Annotated in this window: 15 protein-coding genes and 1 pseudogene; 11 read left to right on the plus strand and 5 right to left on the minus strand. The window is 57.9% G+C overall.

What is annotated here, in order from left to right; translation table 11 throughout:
• The 5 genes from Y707_RS27015 to secA all read left to right on the plus strand — a co-directional run.
• Positions 1–545, plus strand: a 545-nt coding sequence (locus tag Y707_RS27015; protein ID WP_035782280.1) for an LpqB family beta-propeller domain-containing protein, incomplete at its 5' end; no start/stop codon positions are given.
• An 86-nt stretch (positions 546–631) separates the two neighbouring features.
• A complete protein-coding gene (locus Y707_RS27020; protein ID WP_051442137.1) occupies positions 632–1600 on the plus strand; it encodes a ComF family protein in 969 nt (322 codons plus the stop codon).
• A 104-nt stretch (positions 1601–1704) separates the two neighbouring features.
• The gene (gene hpf / locus Y707_RS0116945) at positions 1705–2442 is read left to right on the plus strand and encodes a ribosome hibernation-promoting factor, HPF/YfiA family (RefSeq protein WP_026535953.1); all 738 of its coding nucleotides are present in this window, start codon (positions 1705–1707) and stop codon (positions 2440–2442) included.
• A gap of 9 nt (positions 2443–2451) precedes the next feature.
• Positions 2452–3723, plus strand: a complete 1272-nt coding sequence (locus Y707_RS27025; protein WP_035782281.1) for a winged helix-turn-helix domain-containing protein — start codon at positions 2452–2454, stop codon at positions 3721–3723.
• A 35-nt stretch (positions 3724–3758) separates the two neighbouring features.
• The gene (secA, locus tag Y707_RS0116955; protein WP_026535954.1) at positions 3759–6479 is read left to right on the plus strand and encodes a preprotein translocase subunit SecA; all 2721 of its coding nucleotides are present in this window, start codon (positions 3759–3761) and stop codon (positions 6477–6479) included.
• Between the two features lie 93 nt (positions 6480–6572).
• On the opposite strand, the gene Y707_RS32970 is transcribed toward secA, so the two are convergent.
• Together Y707_RS32970 and Y707_RS32275 are read right to left on the minus strand one after the other, a co-directional pair.
• Entirely contained in the window at positions 6573–7196 is a 624-nt protein-coding gene (locus Y707_RS32970; RefSeq protein ID WP_333782854.1) for an Rv3235 family protein, read from the minus strand.
• A gap of 27 nt (positions 7197–7223) precedes the next feature.
• Complete coding sequence (locus tag Y707_RS32275) at positions 7224–7712, minus strand: LysM peptidoglycan-binding domain-containing protein (protein WP_216699282.1); 489 nt, start codon at positions 7710–7712, stop codon at positions 7224–7226.
• A 432-nt stretch (positions 7713–8144) separates the two neighbouring features.
• Here Y707_RS32275 and Y707_RS0116970 point away from each other — a divergent pair, with 432 nt between their 5' ends.
• A complete protein-coding gene (locus Y707_RS0116970; protein WP_026535956.1) occupies positions 8145–8702 on the plus strand; it encodes a hypothetical protein in 558 nt (185 codons plus the stop codon).
• A gap of 64 nt (positions 8703–8766) precedes the next feature.
• Here Y707_RS0116970 and Y707_RS0116975 read toward each other — a convergent pair whose 3' ends face one another.
• Entirely contained in the window at positions 8767–8979 is a 213-nt protein-coding gene (locus tag Y707_RS0116975) for a helix-turn-helix domain-containing protein (protein ID WP_026535957.1), read from the minus strand.
• A gap of 334 nt (positions 8980–9313) precedes the next feature.
• Here Y707_RS0116975 and Y707_RS0116980 point away from each other — a divergent pair, with 334 nt between their 5' ends.
• The 4 genes from Y707_RS0116980 (at position 9314) to Y707_RS0116995 (ending at position 17620) form a co-directional block, all read left to right on the plus strand.
• Positions 9314–9892, plus strand: a complete 579-nt coding sequence (locus Y707_RS0116980; protein WP_253905225.1) for a hypothetical protein — start codon at positions 9314–9316, stop codon at positions 9890–9892.
• Between the two features lie 398 nt (positions 9893–10290).
• A complete protein-coding gene (locus Y707_RS27035; RefSeq protein ID WP_333782855.1) occupies positions 10291–11235 on the plus strand; it encodes a CpaE/TadZ family protein in 945 nt (314 codons plus the stop codon).
• Positions 11236–11271: 36 nt separating this feature from the next.
• Positions 11272–16140, plus strand: a complete 4869-nt coding sequence (locus Y707_RS0116990) for an NAD-glutamate dehydrogenase (RefSeq protein ID WP_026535959.1) — start codon at positions 11272–11274, stop codon at positions 16138–16140.
• Position 16141: 1 nt separating this feature from the next.
• Complete coding sequence (locus tag Y707_RS0116995; protein ID WP_026535960.1) at positions 16142–17620, plus strand: sensor histidine kinase; 1479 nt, start codon at positions 16142–16144, stop codon at positions 17618–17620.
• A gap of 113 nt (positions 17621–17733) precedes the next feature.
• Here Y707_RS0116995 and Y707_RS0117000 read toward each other — a convergent pair whose 3' ends face one another.
• Positions 17734–17982, minus strand: a complete 249-nt coding sequence (locus Y707_RS0117000; protein WP_026535961.1) for a WhiB family transcriptional regulator — start codon at positions 17980–17982, stop codon at positions 17734–17736.
• A gap of 241 nt (positions 17983–18223) precedes the next feature.
• On the opposite strand from Y707_RS0117000, the gene Y707_RS0117005 reads away from it, so the two are divergent.
• Positions 18224–18700, plus strand: a complete 477-nt coding sequence (locus Y707_RS0117005) for a hypothetical protein (RefSeq protein WP_253905226.1) — start codon at positions 18224–18226, stop codon at positions 18698–18700.
• 31 nt (positions 18701–18731) lie between these two features.
• Here Y707_RS0117005 and Y707_RS31670 read toward each other — a convergent pair.
• Positions 18732–19818: pseudogene (locus Y707_RS31670) on the minus strand (hypothetical protein); the annotation flags it as partial.

Raw genomic sequence — 19818 nt, forward strand, 5'->3', positions numbered from 1 at the left:
CCGAGCCGTCGTTCGATCCTTACGGCTGGCTCTGGACGGCCCACGGCGACGATTCCGGAAAGATATTTTCCATCAACGCCGGACGGAATCCCGGTCAGGTGGCTTCAGTCGAGGCTACCTGGCTTGAAGGGACAGTGACGGACCTGAAGATTTCCCGGGACGGTGCCCGTGCCATGATGATCACCAACGACGGCGAAGAATCCCAGGTCATGATCTCGGGCGTCATCCGCAACGAGCAAGGCGTGCCGACAGAACTCACTGTGCCGCTGCACCTGCAAAAGACTGTTCCGGCCGACCGCGGCGCCTGGGTGGATGAAACGAGTGTCGTCGTCATGAAGGCCGCCGCCACAGAGGAGGTGCAGGCCGAGATCCTCCGTCCCGGCGCGTCCACCGTCCTCGGAGGTCTGGAGGGCATGACCCACATCAGCGCCGGCAATGGGGACCAGCAGATTTACGGACAGACGGCCGAGGCGATCTTCCTCCAGGTCGGCACGACCTGGTCCGAGCAGACCGAGGGCGTCAAAGACCCCTCGTTTGCGGGATAGCTGACGCCGCTGCAGGTTTGCACTGGTTATCCACATTCGTCACGGGTCCTGCTGACTGATGCGGATATCCGGGCCACCATGGATGTATGGACACCAACAGCCACGGTCGGGCGGATCCGGGGAACTGGCTCCGGACGGGAGCCGTTTCGCTGCAAGCGGCGTGGCTGGAATTCTGGTCCCTGCTGTTCCCGACCGAATGCGTAGTCTGCCGGAGTCCTGATACCTCGCTCTGCACGCCCTGCCGCAAGCTCCTGCGGAAGGGGACGGTCCGCCCCTTCCGGGCCGAAGAGGCTGCAGAGTCCCTGCCGGAAATTGCTCCGGACAGGCCACTTCCCGTACTGGCGGCCGGAGTGTACCGCCGCGAACTGTCCTCGGCGCTGTTGGCCTACAAGAACCGCGGACATACCGATCTGCGGCCGGTACTCGGTACCGTCATCGGGGGAGTCCTGCACCTGGCCGTGGATGAACTTGGAGCAGGCGGCGGCCGTAAGGTGATGCTCGTTCCTGTGCCCAGTACTGGGCGGGCACGACGGCGGCGCGGCTACGAGCCGGTGTACTCACTGCTGCGGAGCCTCGACCGGAAGGCGATGCTGCCTGCGTCGGCCGTCTGCGCCCGGGCCTTAACCGTCCCCCCGTTCTGGTGGCGCATGCTCAGCACAGCGGTACGCGGTACGGATGCCGGGGAGGGCCTGCCATGGCAACAGGTTATTTCCCGTGCTCTCGCGCACCGGTTCAGTTCCCAGAAGGGGCTTGGCGCCTCGGCGCGCCGAAGCAACGTACGGAATACGATGCGCCTGCGGCGCCGGTGGAAATGGAAGGCAGGCCCGACGCCCAGACGGTTCGATTGCCTGATCGTGGACGACGTGCTGACGACTGGAGCCACCTTGTCAGAAGCGGAACGCGCCCTGCGGGAGGGCGGCGCCACGGTTCTCGGCGCCGTCGTCGTCGCTGCGACTCAGCCACCAAAGGGTCCCGCCCAGGCAGAACTGCAGACGAAACCTGTGCCAACTGATCAGGAAGTGGAAATCGCCCAACAAATTTCTGTGGATAGGTGAATATGTGATGTGCGTCTACTAACGTAAGGAGTAGGTATCTCATCAGGTGCAGATACTGAACGGCAGTGCCACTGTCGCGTCACCGCAGTGATTTGGAGGGCACCATGGAGTTCAACATCAGCGGCCGGAATCTGACAGTCCCGGACCGCTTCCGCGAATACGCCGAAGAAAAGATCGACAAGGTCGAACAACTGGGCGACAAGGTCCAAAGCCTTGACGCCAAGGTCACGAAAGAGACCAATGCACGCAACGCGGATTCGCAGATGACCGTCGAACTAACGGTTATGGGCAAAGGCCCCGTAATCCGTGCCGAAGCATCCGCCGCGGACAAATTCGGAGCATTTGACCTGGCGTTCAACAAACTGCTCGAACGTCTTCGCCGTGCCCGCGACCGGAAGAAGGTACACCGAGGGCGGCACCGTCCGACGGCGGTCCACGAGGCCACAGCCTCGCTGGAACCGGCCAGTACGCAAACGCCGCTCCATATGGAATCGACAAACCACTCAGAACCCCAGCCAGTCGCAGCGACGGCCGAAGAACGGAGTGAATACGAGATCGAGAACGATCTGCCTGCGGGAGATTCACCGGTGATGATCCGCCGGAAAGTCTTCCCCGCGACGCCGCTCACCTTGGATGACGCCGTCGACAACATGGAATTGGTGGGACACAATTTCTACCTCTTTATCGACAAGGAGACCAACGCACCCTCCGTGGTTTACCGCCGTCGTGGCTGGACTTACGGCGTCATTACTCTTGACGCGGACTGCAACGATGACGGCTCCGGACCGCAGGAGGAAATCCTGGCCTACCGTTCCGACGACCGGTCGGCAATCAATGTCTAAACGCACCCCGTGAGTGCGGCCCTGACCCTGGCACAGGCAAGACGAATTTCCCTCGCCGCGCAGGGTTTGGCAAAGGAACGGCCCGCCTCCCTTGTAACCGCAAGGCAGGTGGGCCGAACCTTTGACCTTCTGCATCTCGTCCAGATCGATTCGGTCAATGTCCTCACCCGCAGCCAGTATCTGCCCTTTTTCTCCAGGCTGGGCCCTTACGACATCGACATTGTGCACAGACTGGCCGGGCGGAAGCCCCGCCGGATGGTGGAGTACTGGGCACACGAAGCGTCCTTCGTCGACCCCGCCGTCCACTCACTGCTGCTCGAACGGAATGGTCGCTGGAAAAGCAGCCAGGCCGAATACTTCCGCGCCGTCCTTGATGAGCACCGTGAATTGACGCAAAGCGTTCTGCGGGAGTTGGGCAGCTACGGACCAATGACCGCTTCGGCGTTGAAAACCCACCTGGAACATGATGAACCACGCACAAACGATCATTGGGGCTGGAACTGGAGCAGCGTCAAGAAAATCCTCGAAGCATTGTTCTGGTTCGGCGAAGTTAGTGCCGCGAGCCGGAATCCGCAGTTTGAGCGTCGTTATGACCTGACGCACCGGGTAATACCGCCGCACGCCGCAGCGGCCGCCGAAGTCAACCGCCGGGATGCGACGATCGAACTAACCGAACGGGCCGCCCGCGCCCATGGCATTGGCACGGTGCGGTGCTTCGCCGATTACTTCCGGGTGGGAATGAAGGACGCGGCGCTCGCCGTCGAAGACCTGGTCCGCCGGGGCACTTTGGAACCTGTCCAAGTGCGCGGATGGGACCGTGAAATTTTCCGGCATGTGCAGGCTAAAGTGCCCCGCAAGGCGGCCGGACGGGCGCTGCTGAGCCCTTTCGACTCGCTGGTCTTTGAACGGCGCCGGCTGGAAGAGCTGTTCAACTTCCACTACCGGATAGAAATCTATACTCCGGCCCCGAAGCGGAAATTCGGGTACTACGTGCTGCCGTTCCTGCTGCGCGACCGGCTGGTTGGACGGGTGGATCTGAAGGCGGACCGGACGGCCGGCAGGCTGCTGGTGAGGGGCAGCTATGCTGAACCGGATGCGCCGGACGATACCGCCGTCGAGCTCTATGCCGAACTAAGCAGCATGGCCGGATGGCTGGGGCTGGACGACGTCGTCGTGGAACCAGTCGGGAATCTTGCGGAACCGCTGGCCGCCGCGGCCGTTGCGGGATATTCGCCGTCAGGGAACTTTGCACCACAGCGGGACGTGACTCACGTAGACTGAGCTAGATTTCGGCAGCAGTAGATTGGGAGCCAGTAGTGCCATCGATTCTTGAAAAAGTCCTCCGAACCGGCGATAAGAAAATTTTGAGACGTCTCCGCACCTACGCGGAGGCGATCAACGTGCTGGAGGACGAGTTCAAGGCGCTCAGCGACGATGAACTGCGCGCCGAAACAGACGAACTCAAAAAGCGTCATGACGACGGCGATTCCCTCGACGATTTGCTCCCGGAGGCGTTCGCGGCAGTCCGCGAGGCCGCCAGCCGCACGCTGGGAATGCGCCACTTCGACGTCCAGCTGATGGGTGGTGCAGCACTTCACCTGGGAAATATCGCCGAAATGAAAACCGGTGAGGGTAAAACCCTGGTGGCGACGCTCCCCGCCTACCTCAACGCGCTGACCGGCAAGGGCGTGCACATCGTCACGGTCAACGACTACCTTGCCGAGTACCAGTCCGACCTGATGGGCCGAGTCTTCCGTTTCCTTGGCATGAGCACCGGTTGTATCCTTGCCAATCAGGATCCGACGGTCCGCCGCCAGCAGTACGCCGCCGACATTACCTACGGAACCAATAACGAATTCGGTTTCGATTACCTGCGCGACAATATGGCTTGGTCGCAGAAGGAACTCGTCCAGCGCGGCCACCACTTCTCCATTGTCGATGAGGTTGACTCCATCCTGATTGACGAGGCACGTACTCCGCTGATCATCTCCGGTCCGGCCTCAGGGGACGCCAACCGCTGGTATAACGAGTTTGCCAAGGTCGTGCTGCGTCTCGGCGCCGAAGACGACTATGAGGTTGACGAGAAGAAGCGCACCATCGGTGTGCTGGAATCCGGCATCGAAAAGGTCGAGGACTACCTCGGCATCCACAACCTTTACGAGTCCGCCAATACTCCGCTGATCGGATTCCTCAATAACGCCATCAAGGCCAAGGAACTGTTCAAGCGCGACAAGGACTACGTCATCCTCAATGGCGAGATTCTCATTGTCGACGAGCACACCGGACGTATCCTTGCGGGTCGGCGCTACAACGAAGGCATGCACCAGGCTATAGAGGCCAAAGAGGGCGTGGAGATCAAGGCGGAGAACCAGACTCTGGCCACGGTGACCCTGCAGAATTACTTCCGGCTCTACGACACACTGTCCGGCATGACGGGTACGGCGGAGACGGAAGCCGCAGAATTCATGAACACCTATGGTCTTGGTGTTGTCCCGATTCCGACCAACAAGCCGATGGCGCGTCTGGACCACACGGACCTCGTGTATAAGAACGAGGTGGCGAAGTTCGCCGCCGTCGTCATAGATATCGCCGAATGCCACGAAAACGGCCAGCCCGTTCTCGTCGGCACCACGTCGGTGGAGAAGAGCGAGTACCTGTCCAAGCAGCTGGCCAAGCAGGGGATCCGCCATGAGGTCCTGAACGCGAAGAACCACGCGCGTGAGGCCGCCATCGTTGCGCAAGCCGGACGCAAGGCCCAGGTTACGGTTGCCACGAACATGGCAGGCCGCGGTACCGACATCATGCTCGGTGGTAACGCCGAATTCAACGCCGTTGCGGCAATGGAGAAAAAGGGTCTGGATCCTTCCGAGCATCCCGAAGAGTATGAGGCCGCATGGCCTGAAACCCTCGAGGCGGCCCAGCATGCCGTTGAGGCCGAGCACAGTGCGGTCGTCGAACTTGGCGGCCTGTACGTCCTGGGTACCGAGCGGCACGAATCCCGCCGCATCGACAACCAGCTCCGCGGCCGTTCCGGACGCCAGGGCGACCCCGGCAAGTCCAGGTTCTATTTGTCGATGGGTGATGATCTGATGCGCCTGTTCGGTTCGGGCAGCGCGGAACGCCTGATGTCCAGTGACCGGATGCCCGACGATGTCCCGTTGGAGAACAAGATCGTGTCGAAGGCAATCGCCTCTGCGCAGGGCCAGGTGGAGAGCCGGAATGCCGAGCAGCGCAAAAACGTCCTGAAGTACGACGACGTCCTCAACCGCCAGCGGGAAGCCATCTACGGTGACCGCCGGCGCATTCTCGAGGGCAGCGACCTGCACGAGAAAATCCAGTTCTTCCTGGAGGACACACTGACTGCGGTAGTGGACGAGGCCACGATGGAAGGCAATGGCGACGACTGGGACTTCGAGCAGCTGTGGACGAACCTGAAGCAGCTGTACCCGGTGAGCCTGACCATCGATGAGGTCATCGAAGAAGCCGGTGGCAAATCGCATGTCGGCCACGACTTCCTACTGGAAGAGATCCTCTCCGACGCGAAGGTTGCATACCAGACGCGCGAGGAAGCCCTCGGTTCGGAAACCATGCGTGAACTCGAGCGCCGGGTCGTGCTGTCGGTAATCGGCCGCAAGTGGCAGGAGCACCTCTATGAGATGGACTACCTGAAGGAAGGCATTGGCCTGCGTGCCATGGCTCAGCGTGATCCGCTGGTGGAGTACCAGCGTGAAGGCTTTGTCATGTTCCAGGCCATGATGGAAGCCATCCGCGAAGAGAGCATCGGTTTCCTCTTCAACCTTGAGGTCAAGGTGGAGAAGAAGGACATCGACGGCGACGGCGTTGAAGAGTCGAGCGTTTCCGCAGCCGGGCTTGATGCTCCCGAGAAGCCCGCGAGCATGCAGTACAGCGCTCCCAGCGTCTCGGGCGAGGTTGAAACCAGGGTCGAGCGCCGCCAGAAGGCCACGGCCGGTGCCGGTGCCAATACTGGATCGAATCGTTCCGGGCAGAAGGTCAACAACAAGAAGAAGAACCGGTAATTTAAAGCCGATAAGTTTGGCCCCGCGATCGATTTCTTCGCGGGTGCCAAACCAGACTGGGGGATCCGGGACAGGATCAATGTGAAGTCCCTACTAGCCGATCTCAAGGGCTGTAATTTTCCAAACTTCCTTCCTGTATTCGAGCCGTAGAGCCACCGCGCGAGCCCTCGATTGTTCAACGACTACGAGCGACGCTTCATAAATACCGCTGGTTAGCCGGCACAACCGGGCAGATCGGACTTGCGGGTTGCGGTGCAGCCGTTTGGCGCCAGCTGATGATCGGGCGTTCCTGGTTTCGCGTTGCTCCCGTACCAGCGCCGATCGCAGTTGCAACCGTTCATAGCTCTGGGGATCCAGCCATCGTGAGAGCTGGCTGACTGGACGTGTACCCGCCAGTACCTCTACCGCTGCTTGTCCGACCGATTTCGAAATGGCTGTCACACGTCGCTTTTCCTCTGCCTCATCGATTCCAACGACGTCCGCCGGCCTGCCGCTGGATTTGCCGGTCCGACGGTCTGCAAGGGGATTCCTGCGCGGCTCAAGACGAATCACCGGCGCATACTCCTGGCCGTGAATAAGTTGGCCGGCACGGTGAGCCGTCAATGCCGGCCCAGGCTCTCCAGCTGCCGGTACCATGGAGCTGCGCTGCTCCGGGGAGGGAACGGCTTTAAGAGACGGCCCATTTCCAGCGGCCTGCGCCGCATTCTGCGTGTTCATGTTTGCTCCTTGGTTTCAGCGCAATGGTTAGGCGTTAGCGGGGATAATTAGAATCTGCCCTGGAATCAGATGGTTGGGGTTGGGCCCAATAATTTGCTTGTTTTTGGCGTACCAGCGTGGCCATTCCGCCGCTATCTCGACGTCTGTTGCGTATGGTCCTAAGTGGGCAGCCGAAATCGACCACAAGCTGTCGCCCCTCAATACGGTGACTGTTGATTCGTCGCTGCCGGGTGCCAGCCCATTGCGTGTGGTCCCAATCATCGGTCCGGTGTCGGCCTTGACCTTCCGCGGCTTCCACTGGGGGTGGAGAGTCTCCGGTACTTCTGTCTCGGTTGGCTGCCATACGGGGGTGATGTTCTGGTTAGGTTGGGTTCGAAGTTGCCCAGGACTACCTTCGATTTTGGCTGCGTGGGCTCGCGAGACGGAGCCACTCTCCTGCACATGGGATTCGGATGCGGTGGCTACCGGAGCAGACACCAGATTCACGCTGAGGACCACCAATACGATTCGCCGCATGAACGCGGGACTGTACATCGATATGCGCCGCCCGATAGTGGCATGACCGGCGCGCTGCAGCAGTTGCCCTGCTACGGCGATTACGAGAGCCAGACACCACCAAACTAAAGTGCACAGTCCGAGTGCTGATGCTGCCAGTCCTATCAGCGGCTGGAATGCGAGTGCCGCAAACCCATCTGCAACTGACCAAGAAGACCCGATGCTGGAACCTGCGGCGCCAAGAGCGAGTCCTAAGGCGGCAATCAATGCAGCAGTCAATATGTCCGCGACGGTTCTGAATTTTTCTGGTTCCCCTAGTTGCATTGGTCTTCCTTTTATCTGTTTGAACTCGTTTGATGCTGTTTGATGCGACTTACATGTATATGTCTATCTTGAAGTGGGTTTGATTGTCTAGGCTTTGACCAAACTTGTTGATCCTCGTACGCTTGCTGAATGCGATGGGCGGCTTTGTTCGAGGACCTGGAAGTGCAACTGGCGACGGCAGGGCAGCTGCATTTGGACTCGGAGATTTCCGATCGGGCTCGAATGGAGCAGGCAGCTGTGAAGCTGGCGGATCGATTACGAGGGCAGTTGGGCGGCACATTGAAGGTCCGTGTTTCCGCGCACGAAGATTTCGAGGGCCGGTTGGTTCATGTGGGATCGGAGTGGTTGGTGCTGGAAAGCGGCTCACAATCCATGCTGATTCCGTTTTCATCCGCCGCGGTCATTCATGGACTTGGAAGATCCACTTCTGCTACTCAAAGTTTCAGCGACAGCAGATTGAAGTTAACTTCAGCTCTCCGTGTGCTGAGCAGAGACAGGGCTCCATTGTCGGTTCATTTGACGGGCACAGACCGGGAAGGCGCCGTCAATGGGATCATCGACAGAGTAGGCAGCGACTTTATCGAAGTGGCTGTTGTCCCAAGTGGTGAATACCGACGTGCACGTAATGTTGTGGAGATGGTGGCAGTGCCGTTGCATGCAGTACGCGCCGTTGTCTCACAGCGATAAAATCGTCTGCACTTGCTGTTTTTCTACCGCTGGTAACCGTACGGTGCCTGTATTCGAGGACGGGTCAGACAGAGTCCTGCGAATGTTTTACACTCTCAGCAGTCTTCTCATATGCGGCCGCAATGTACTCTTCGAGCTTGCTTTGCTCGACTCTCCATTGGCCCCTGCCACCGATTTGTATGGCCGGCAACTCCCCGCTGCGGACAAGAGCATATGTTTGTGCAGAAGAGATATTCAGGATCTCGCCGACATCCGTCAAAGTGAGGAACCTGGACATTTTTGTTCTTTTCTCCTGCTCTCACTCGGCTCCGATGTCGTAACCGTTCAGTGCCTGGGATGGGTGCTTGTCCACATTCTGCCATCATTTGAGTCGTTTTGCTGTGTTTATCCACAATTTGAGCCTGAATGGCGACTTTCTCTTTGCAACTACGGAAGCCAACGACTAACAATGGCATTACAGATAGTTCATCGCTGTACACCAGGGGATCCGACGTCCATCCTGACCGTATGGCACAGCCCTAGGGGGACGTTTGGCGAGCGCAGGCACCATCGATACCAGTCGGGAACAAGCCGGTCGATTGAAGAAGCCTTCATGGAAGGACCCGAGGCTTGTGGTCGGATTGTTGCTGGTTCTGGCCTCAATCGCCGCCGTAGTGGCAATTGTCGGAAAGGCCGATCAGAGGACGAGTGTATATGCGGCCAAGGATACGATTTCCGTTGGGGAACGTATTCAGGAAGGTGATCTCGTTGCTGTTTCGGTGCGCTTGGGAGAGGCCAAGGAGGAATATATACCGGTAGCCGATGGAGTGCCGGATAACGCCTATGCCCAACGATTGGTGAGTGGAGGTGAGCTCTTGGCCAGATCCGTCCTCGACACCGCCGATGCATTGGACCGCAAGCCGGTTGGCCTTACGGTTGAAGAATCATTGCCGGATGAGGCACATGTCGGTTCCAGAGTAGATGTATGGGTCTCGAGGGCGATGCCGGACGGCAGCTTCGCTGAACCCGAACTACTACTAGCCGGGGCAGAAATATCGCAGTTGTCTGACAAATCCTCGGCTCTTGGGTCGGCCACCACGACGCAACTCCACGTACTGGTCGATGACAACCATATGGCGGACCTCCTCGGTGCACTTTCAAATGAAGCCAAACTCGCCGTAGTTTGGAATCCGGGCGGGGGATCCTCATGACAATCCCAGTCATCACGGTAGGCCAGACTTCTGCCGAATTTGTCGACCAACTTGAGCGGCTCCACGGCCCTGTGACAATAGTGCGAAGATGCAGTGAGCTGGCGGAGCTTATTGCCGCCAGTCAAACCGGTATCGCCCGTGCCGCGATAATCGCTGACGTTGCATCTGAATTGAATTCCGACTTAGTCGAACGTATGAACCTGGCAGAGGTCGCTGTTGTTGCATTGTCAGCTGAGGAACCGGAGCGGAAGCGACTTCAAGCCATTGGGACCCGCAGTGCGGCTGTCGGAGTAGCACCGGAAGACCTAGCCGAACTCGTGGTGGAAGCCGTCAACGACTTGGCGGCCGATCGGGTAGAGGGACGCTCGACACGGGTAAGCAACCTCTCAGATCCGGGCATGTCTTTAGCCCCGATCCAGTACGATGCCGACGATGTTGCCGAAGAACATGAGCGGAGCGGACAAATAATAGGTGTGTGGGGTCCAACGGGCGCCCCGGGCCGCACGACCTTGGCGGTTAATATTGCAGCTGAACTCGCCGCAAGAGGCGAACGTACTATTCTCCTGGATGCGGATACCTACGGAGCGAGCGTTGCTACGGCACTCGGCCTGCTTGATGAGTCGGCTGGTCTCGCGCAAGCCTGCAGACTGGCAGACCAAGGTCTGCTGGATGCCTCTGCATTGAATCGAGTGAGCAATCAAGTTGCCATCGGCGGCGGCCAGCTTAGCGTCCTTACAGGGATAACGCGGGCGGATCGTTGGCCCGAGCTTCGGACGACGGCGCTGGCGGATGTGTTGGATCTGTGCAGCAGCACTGCCGACTATACGGTCATCGATTGTGGCTTCGCTCTAGAGGCCGATGAAGAACTAAGCTTTGACACCCAGGCGCCGCGCCGCAATGGAGCGACGCTGCGATGCCTTGAAATGGCCAATATTGTCTATGCTGTTGGTGCGGCCGACGCCATCGGTGTTCCGCGCATGGTCCGCTCCCTTGCTGAGCTGGAAATGGCAGTCCCTACGGCGTCAGCCAGGGTCGTGTTCAACAAGGTCCGCGCTTCCTCAGTCGGGAGATCACCCCGGCGCCAGCTAAAAGAAGCCTGGGATCGCTACGGTCCTGGAACTGACATTCAATCCTTTCTTCCGGCAGATCCTGCAGCCGCGGATGCCGCCCTAATCGCAGGTTCTTCCTTGCTCGAATCGGCTCCGGAGTCCCCGCTTCGGAGCGCTATCGCCAAGCTGGTGGACAGCCCCACTGACCACCGTTCCAGAACGCCCGGTGGACCACCCCGCCGGAAAGTGAAGTTTTCACGAGGGAGCGTTAGGCTTTTAGCGGGACTGCGATGAGGCGGTCTTTAATTTCGCGCAACGGAGGCGTTTTCGATGTCGTCTGGATCCAGCCCGGATCTGTCCAGTTTGGATAGATCTTTTGAGGCATTCATATCCAATTACTACGAGCATCTGGATGAGGAGGATGCCCGAAGCTACACATCTGAGACCCTCAAGAGCCGTGCTCAGTTCCACCGCGGGATAGCGGAGAACCGAAAGCTCGGCAAGGCCGCCATCGCTATAAAGGATGAGGAAGCCGCCAGCGTAGTTTTCATCACCACGGACGACATGCCGTTCCTTGTTGATTCAGTCACCGCGGAACTCGTTCATCAAAACGCCGCCATCCGGCTCGTGCTGCACCCGACTTTTGTTGCGACCCGAAACACAGACTCGAATGAATTGATCGAGGTACACCCAGTACCTTCGAACATGGGCGTTTCCAGCGGTGACACAGCCGCCATGCCGAGTATTTCCCATCTTGTGGCAACGAGCGACAACGCCTCGCACATTGAGTCGTGGATCGCGATCGAAATCGATAGGGTCGATGACGAAAAAGCCGAGCAAATTACATACGGGCTTCGCCGGGTACTCGGTGACGTGCGTGCGTCCGTTGATGACTGGTCCAGCATGCGCAATAAGGTGCGGGAAATCGCCAATTCGTTGGGTGAAGTGCCCGGAGCCGGAGAAGTTCCCGATCTCCAGCAGGCAAAGGATCTGCTGCATTGGCTGGACGATGGAAATTTCACTTTCCTCGGTTTCCGCGAGTATCAGCTGGCGACACATGACGGCGAGGATGTCCTTGTTACCGAGCCGGACAGCGGGCTTGGCATGCTTCGGGACAAAAAGGATGACCGCACGGTACAGCATCTAACGGCGGCGGGACGTGAAAAGGCCAGAGAAAAGCGTGCACTGGTAATCACGAAGGCTAATTCCCGTTCCACAGTGCACCGTGCCGCGTACCTTGATTACATCGGCGTTAAAAGGTTCGACGCACAAGGAAACGTTGACGGCGAACGCCGCTTCATAGGTTTGTTTGCCACCAGCGCCTATACGAGCTCGGTTCGCAGCATCCCGATCATCAAGGACAAGATCGACGCCGTCCTGCGGCATTGTGGATTTCCCCCGGATTCACACTCCGGCAAAGATCTGCTGTCGATTATGGAAACTTATCCCAGGGACGAGCTGTTCCAGATCTCCGAGTCGTACCTCGCGAGTGTCGCCATGAACATTCTCAGGCTTCAGGAGCGGCGTCGGACGCGACTGTTTCTGCGTCCAGACATCTATGGGCGATTTATGTCAGCGCTGGTCTACCTTCCGAGGGACAGGTATACGACCCAGGTCCGTCTCCGAATCGAAGAAGAGCTGCGGGAAACATTCAACGCCGAGCATATCGATTATGAAGCGCGGATGACCGAATCCGCGTTGGCCCGATTGTTCTTTCGCATCCGGCTGCCAAAGGGCGGCGAAGTAGTCGATGTTGACCAGGCCGAGCTGGAACAACGACTTGTGATCGCTGCCCGATCATGGTCGGAGGGCATCAGCGAGGTCCTCAATGAACAGCATGATGTGAAGGAAGCGAAGCGGCTGTCCTCTCTCTGGGCCGAAGCCTTCCCTCCGGGGTACAGGGTCGACTATGAGGTGGAAGATGCTCTCCAGGACATCGAGAGATTCTATGAACTCGCTCGCGAAGAGAGTTCACAGGACGTAGAAGAGGGTCCGGAACCGCTCCCCATCCTTCAGGTATATATACCAAGCAACGTTAGTGAGGTCGCAGAAGATGCCCGGCTTAAGCTTTACCTGACTGAGCCAAAGAGTCTTAGCCAGATCCTGCCCTTCTTCCATAACCTGGATCTTGAGGTTATCGATGAGCGTCCCTTTGAAGTAATCCGGGCCGATGGTGAAGATTTCTTCCTTTATGATCTCGGCTTGAAGTATCCAGAGGGAGTGGATCCGCTGAAAACCGGAGATCTGCTCTCGGAGTCATTCCGGGCCGTCGTAGCAGGCAATAGCGAATCCGATAAGTTTGATCGCCTCGTCCTGCGCGAAGGAATGCCGTGGCGGCAGATCGTGATCCTGCGCAGTTACGCGAAGTACATGCGCCAAATGGGTAACTCGAATTCATATGGATTCATGAGCGATACCCTGTTGGCAAACCCACAGGTTACCCGTTGCCTGTTGGATCTGTTCGAGGCAAGGTTCGATCCCGACGTCGATGAGGCGGATCGCGACAAAGCCTTCGCCCAGGTCAGGGAAGATCTTGCAGAAAAAATGGAACAAGTCCCCACCCTGGACGCCGACCGCGTCTTGCGCACTTTCATAAACTTGATTGAACAGAGCCTGCGGACGAATTATTTTCAGGAAAAGCGCCATCTGAGTATAAAACTCAATCCCGAGGGTATAGACGGACTGCCGTTCCCAAGGCCGAAGTACGAGATCTGGGTATACAGCCCCAAAGTTGAAGGCGTCCATTTACGCTTTGGCGATGTCGCACGGGGCGGGCTCCGCTGGTCAGACCGGCAAGAGGATTTTCGCACAGAAGTCCTCGGTTTGGTTAAAGCGCAGACTGTAAAGAATGCGATAATAGTCCCGACCGGGGCGAAGGGCGGCTTCTACCCGAAGCGTCTCCCTGACCCTTCCGTCGACCGCAATGCCTGGATGGAAGAGGGCAAGGCGACCTACCGCGTCTTTATCCGCGGCCTACTGGATATTATCGACAACCTGATGATTACCGACGACGGCGAGAAGCTGGTCCCACCGGAACGGGTTGTCCGCCACGACGGTGCTGACACATATCTGGTCGTCGCCGCTGACAAGGGCACCGCTTCATTCTCGGACACCGCCAACGAGCTCTCCCTCGAATACGGCTTTTGGCTTGGTGATGCTTTCGCATCAGGCGGCTCTGTCGGCTACGACCATAAGGAGATGGGTATTACCGCCCGGGGCGCCTGGGAATCCGTCAAGAGGCACTTTAGCGAGTTGGATCACGACTCCCAGTCGGAAGACTTCAGTGTTGTCGGCATTGGCGACATGAGCGGTGATGTTTTTGGCAACGGTATGTTGCTCTCCCGGCATATTCGCCTATTGGCCGCTTTTGACCACCGGCACATCTTCCTGGACCCGTCTCCGGACGCCTCCACCTCTTTTGAAGAGCGCGAACGGCTGTTCAATCTTGCCCGATCAACATGGGACGACTACAACCGTGACTTGATTAGTGAAGGCGGGGGAATTTACCAGCGGTTCGCCAAGTCCATAGAGATCTCCGATCCTGTCCGGGAGGCTCTGGGCATTGATAAGGGCATAGGTTCGATGAGCCCGCCGGAACTGATCCGTGCCATCCTCAAGGCACCGGCAGATTTGCTTTACAACGGCGGTATCGGAACATATGTCAAAGCTTCCACGGAATCCAACGCCGATGTGGGAGACAAGACCAATGACTCGATCAGGATCAACGGCGAGGATTTGCGGGTCAAGGTTGTTGGTGAAGGCGGCAACCTTGGAATGACGCAGCATGGCCGGATCGAGGGGTCGATCAATGGTGTCATCCTCAACACTGACGCAATCGATAATTCCGCAGGAGTGGATTGCTCCGATCATGAGGTCAATATCAAAATCTTCGTAGATCGAATGGTGAAGGCCGGAAAACTCAAGGCGGACGAGCGGGCCGACTTCCTGCATTCGATGACGGAAGATGTCGCCCAACTGGTCCTGCAAGACAATATCGATCAGAATATCCTGCTGCTCAATGATAAGCAGCGGGTTATGGAGTGGAGTCCCAGCTTTGAACGAATGATGGACTGGCTGGAAGCGAAAGCAGGGCTCAGCCGTGAGATCGAGGATCTCCCAACAGCGGTTGAACTCCGTGAACGGGTTGAAGGCGGCCAAGGGTTGAGCTCGCCCGAGCTGTCGGTATTGGCGGCATACGCCAAGATTGAACTCGCCGAAGCGCTGACCGGCAGCGATCTGGTCGATGATCCTTGGTTCAAGCGCACCTTGGCAGGTTACTTCCCGGATCAGTTGTCAGCACGCTTCGAGGAGGAACTGGAAACCCACCCGCTACGCAGGGAGATTATCGCGACTGTCGTGGCCAATGACATGGTCAATATAGGCGGCATTACATTCGCCTACCGGGTAATTGAGGAAACGTCGGTTTCGGAAGCCACGGTAGCCCGTGCCTTTGTCGTCATGCGGGAAATATACGATCTCGACACGCTCATTGATGGTCTGGACGCGTTGCCGGCAGGGTTCCCCACGGAGCATTGGTGCACCATCTACCTCGACATGCGGCGGTTGCTGGACAGGTCCGTCCGCTGGTTCATCAATCAGTCCCACACGGGTGTCAGCGTTCGCGAGGCTGTCGAAACCTACAAGCCGCTTATGGACCCGTTGCGTGACGAGCTCTTTGACTACCTCAAGGGAAACGACCTGGAACGTGGCGAAGACTGGTTCCGACGGGCCAAGGACTGGGATCTACCTGAGGACTTGGGGAGGCGGTGGGCGAAGCTCTTTGAGAGTTACGCATTGCTGGATGTGGCACGTATTTCCAGGGGCGTCGACGAGCCGGTTCACGAAGTCGCCGAAGTTTACTACACCCTCTACGACCGGTTTGGCGTCGATACGTTACTGGAACGCATTACCAGCCTTCCCAGGAGCGACCGTTGGGAAGCCTTGGCTCGGGCAGCCCTGCGGGAGGACTTGTATTCGACGGTTGCGGAAATGACGGCAGCCATTATGAACACGACGGACAAGGCCAGCGCAGGTACATCAGAGAGTGCTCAGCGACGAATTGAGCAGTGGGAGGATTTGAACGCCGAACAGTTGGAGCGTGCCCATAACATGTTTGCCGAAGTGAACCGTCTGGAAAAGGACGATATCGCCTCGTTGTCGGTTGCCTTGCGGCTGCTTCGTTCTATCGTGCGGAGATAGCATGGCGATATTCACCGACCCAATCAGGGAAGATGCTGATTTCGGGCCGGGGGACGCAGAGTGGCTGCATTTGTTGGTAGGGGATTGGCAGATGGTTGCCGACCTGGCGTTCGCGGATCTAGCCCTATGGTTCCGCTTGCCGGACGGTGATTTTGTTGCCTTGGCTCATGTGCGGCCCTCGACGTCACATACTGTCTTCCACAGCGATTTTGTCGGTGATCGTATCCGCTCGGATATGAAACCTCTCGTAGAGAAAGCATGGGAAAGCCGACGGATTGAGCGATCCAGTGAAACCAATTGGACGACGGAGATGGCTATGCGCGTTGAAGCCGTTCCGATGGTGCGCAATGGCCGTACCCTGGCGGTCGTAACTTCGCACATGGATCTGTCCAGTTCACGTATGCCCTCGAGACTGGAGTTGACCTATCGTCAATGCGCATACGACTTGCTCCGAATGGGGACTTTGGGACTATGGCCGGACTTCGCCTCCCCGACTGGTTCCCGCAGGGGAGCGCCGCGCGTTGGGGATGGTTTGCTCCGGTTGGACGCCGAAGGCGTCGTTCAATATGCCAGTCCAAACGGTGTATCTGCATTTCGCCGACTGGGGGATGTGGAAACACTTGAGGGTCGCCCACTCGCCGAAATTACTACTGGGTTGCTCAAAGAGCGGCGTTTGGTAGACGAAACCTTACCCTTGGTTGTCACCGGACGCATGCCCTGGCGGACGGAGATTGAGTCTCGCGGGGTCAGCCTCTCGCTGCGTGCAATTCCGTTGCGTGATGAGACTGAACGCTTCGGCGCACTCATCCTGTGCCGGGACGTATCAGAATTGCGCCGGCGGGAAATGGAGTTGGTATCGAAGGATGCAACAATCCGCGAGATTCACCACCGCGTCAAGAACAATCTCCAGACAGTCGCTGCCCTATTACGCATGCAATCGCGCCGGATGAAGAGCGAAGAAGGCAGACAGGGGCTTGAACAAGCCATGCGCAGGGTGGCAACCATCGCGTCAGTTCATCAAACGTTGTCCCAGGGATTGGCGCAGAATGTGAATTTCGACGAGCTGATTGATCGTCAGTTCCGACTATCGGCTGAGGTGGCCACTCCCACACAACGGGTCTCAACAGAGCGCAGGGGGAAATTCGGCGAATTGCCAAGCGAGTTCGCAACTCCGCTTGCCTTAGTAATAAACGAGTTGGTAACCAACGCCGTCGAACATGGACTTGCCGGTCGGGAAGGCACCGTTTGGCTGTTAGCCGACCGTCAGCCGCAATCCGATGGTAAAGAAATTCTCAGCGTGACGGTGGCCGATAACGGTTCCGGACGGTCACCGGATGCGAGCAGGGAAGGGTTGGGAATCCAGATTGTCCGAACTCTGGTGTCGAGCGAGCTGGATGGAAGCATTGAGTGGAGCGACCGCGACGGGGGAGGGACGGCAGTTCGCATAGACATGGCCATTCCATCGGTCCCACTACTTTAAGCCCAACTGGGATAGCCTCCTCGAGTATCGGCTTCCATGATCACAGCATGTGGCTCAAAGTCATCAAGCCCGCCGGATTAGTGCGGGCTTGATGACTTCATAACTTGTCAGTCCTACGAGGCACGGCGGGCGCGCGCGGCACGGCGCTTGAGAGCGCGTCGTTCATCCTCGCTCATCCCGCCCCAGACACCGGCATCCTGACCGGACTCAAGTGCCCACTGCAGACACGTGTCTATGACCGAGCAGCGCCTGCAGACACTTTTCGCTTCTTCAATTTGGAGTAATGCCGGGCCGGTATTTCCCACTGGGAAGAACAGCTCCGGGTCCTTATCCAAGCACGCTGCGCGACTACGCCAATCCATGCCGATCACTTACTCCTTAAAGATGATTGTCGCTCATAGTTGTATTGTGAAAACATTCACGAGCGGGTTCACAGCAAAGGGGGCCGCCTAACGGCCCCCATATTTTCCTTGATTAAGCCTGTCACGTTAAATCGGCGTAAACAAGAGGTATCTTGAACGTAATTGCTCTAGTATGTGAGCGATGCGTCACAGGAATGGCGTCGCTGTGTGTTGGTCATGCCGATTCCGGTATGGTGCAAGTGTGTCGAAACCAAAGTCTGATCGTCCTGAGGACGAGGCTTTCAACGCCCGCGATCCGATGCCAGGCAGCAATCCAAAGAGACCCCTCCGTCCTGTAGGGGCAGTGGTAATTGCACTGGTTCTGGTGCTGGAGGCTCTTGCCCTTCTGACTGCGGCCGCGTTCTATGTTTACGGGCTAACCACCTCAACTCCAGCTTCATTCGGCGGCGCTGTCTTCATGTTGGCACTGTTGCTGCTGTTGGCTGGTTGGCTCTTGGCAGTCGGACATTTCCTTTTCCGCGGATACCGATGGACGCGTGCTGCAGCACTTGTGTGGCAACTGTTCATGTTTGTCTTGGGATTTCCCACGCTGACGAGTGGCTACGTCATATATGGTCTGGCGCTCGTGATTCCTCCGGCCGTTGCTTTGTTGTTGCTTTTCGACAAGAGAGTCATTGCCTACGTGTCCAAAACTGCTCAGCCGCCTGCAGCCTTGTAGCTGAGATGGCCACACATTCCAGCCCTGAAGCCTATTCATCCAACTCTGGCGGCAAGTATAATTGAGCCGGAACACAGGTTCCACCTTCAATAATTACCGCCCTACCGGGAATAATACGGGGATCGGGATCGATCCGTACGCCAAAGAAGTCGCCATCCATGGCGGATCGTGGCGCCAGTACGATGCCCTTACCTGTTGATCGGGCCGGCATTGCCAACGGAATCTTGGTCATCACGGCTGGTCCCGTTGTCGCTGTCATGATCACGCCATAGCCCCGATTGTGTAAATTGGTGAGGCTTTGATGCGCCTGCTGCGACAGTCTGTCAGCATTGTCGAGTAGCAAAGTCGTTCTGGACGAGGCAGTCCCCAGCACATCCAGCTTCGTCATCAGGTTCTGGTGAGACGCCGGATCAAGGCTTGCGGACGAAACCGAGATCCAATGGCGATTATCAGAACCCATTGCGGCCACCATCTCCAAAGCCGTCGACTTGCCGGACTTCGGTGGCCCGAGGATTAGAAGTACTTCCGTTGCTGCCATGCGAAGCGCTATCGGTTGTAAATCGTCTCCACGAACTCCGAGGAGGACCTCTTCGTCCTCGGTCATTTGGCTCGTTATCTCGTCTGGCCGGACCAGACGGGGGAGAGCGGCTACGCGAAACGGCAAATGGTCTTGATGAACCTCAGCTGGGGTATGAAAATCCATCTCGCGCCAGTTTGAGCTGCTACATGGAATCAGCTGGCCGATGCCGGCCGCCGTGGCGAACCTGCCCTGCACGAAGGCCCGGCCTGGCAGCTTCTTGAGCCTTGGAAGCTTCGGCCACGACATGAGGGACTCAGAGCTGGCCCCGGTCGGCAGGTAAATGCGGTTAGGTATGACGCCGAAGAATCTTGCAGTTGCCAGTTCCCGGTCGCCGCCAATGATAAGAACGACACGGGCCTTCCCGCCATCCCGGACCAAATCATGAAGGTTATCCTCAACCCATGGCCATGGACTTCCTCGTATTGCTGACACCCACCGTCCCCAACTCGATATGACGAGTACCAGCAAGGGCGCTTCCTTGAGGGGACTATACTGCCCGGTTTCAGCCGTACTGGTCTCGGGCATCGGCGGGAGGGAA

The organism is Arthrobacter sp. H14 (assembly GCF_000520495.1).
Classification (GTDB): domain Bacteria; phylum Actinomycetota; class Actinomycetes; order Actinomycetales; family Micrococcaceae; genus Arthrobacter_C.

Bases quoted from the DNA above. Each gene is read 5' to 3' on its own strand.
- Y707_RS0117000 (WP_026535961.1), bottom strand. From the start codon at position 17,982: ATGGATTGGCGTAGTCGCGCAGCGTGCTTGGATAAGGACCCGGAGCTG.
- Y707_RS0116990 (WP_026535959.1), top strand. From the start codon at position 11,272: ATGTCGTCTGGATCCAGCCCGGATCTGTCCAGTTTGGATAGATCTTTT.
- Y707_RS32275 (WP_216699282.1), bottom strand. From the start codon at position 7,712: ATGCGGCGAATCGTATTGGTGGTCCTCAGCGTGAATCTGGTGTCTGCT.
- hpf (WP_026535953.1), top strand. From the start codon at position 1,705: ATGGAGTTCAACATCAGCGGCCGGAATCTGACAGTCCCGGACCGCTTC.
- Y707_RS0116970 (WP_026535956.1), top strand. From the start codon at position 8,145: ATGCGATGGGCGGCTTTGTTCGAGGACCTGGAAGTGCAACTGGCGACG.
- Y707_RS32970 (WP_333782854.1), bottom strand. From the start codon at position 7,196: ATGAACACGCAGAATGCGGCGCAGGCCGCTGGAAATGGGCCGTCTCTT.
- Y707_RS27020 (WP_051442137.1), top strand. From the start codon at position 632: ATGGACACCAACAGCCACGGTCGGGCGGATCCGGGGAACTGGCTCCGG.
- Y707_RS27035 (WP_333782855.1), top strand. From the start codon at position 10,291: ATGTCTTTAGCCCCGATCCAGTACGATGCCGACGATGTTGCCGAAGAA.
- Y707_RS0116975 (WP_026535957.1), bottom strand. From the start codon at position 8,979: ATGTCCAGGTTCCTCACTTTGACGGATGTCGGCGAGATCCTGAATATC.
- Y707_RS0116995 (WP_026535960.1), top strand. From the start codon at position 16,142: ATGGCGATATTCACCGACCCAATCAGGGAAGATGCTGATTTCGGGCCG.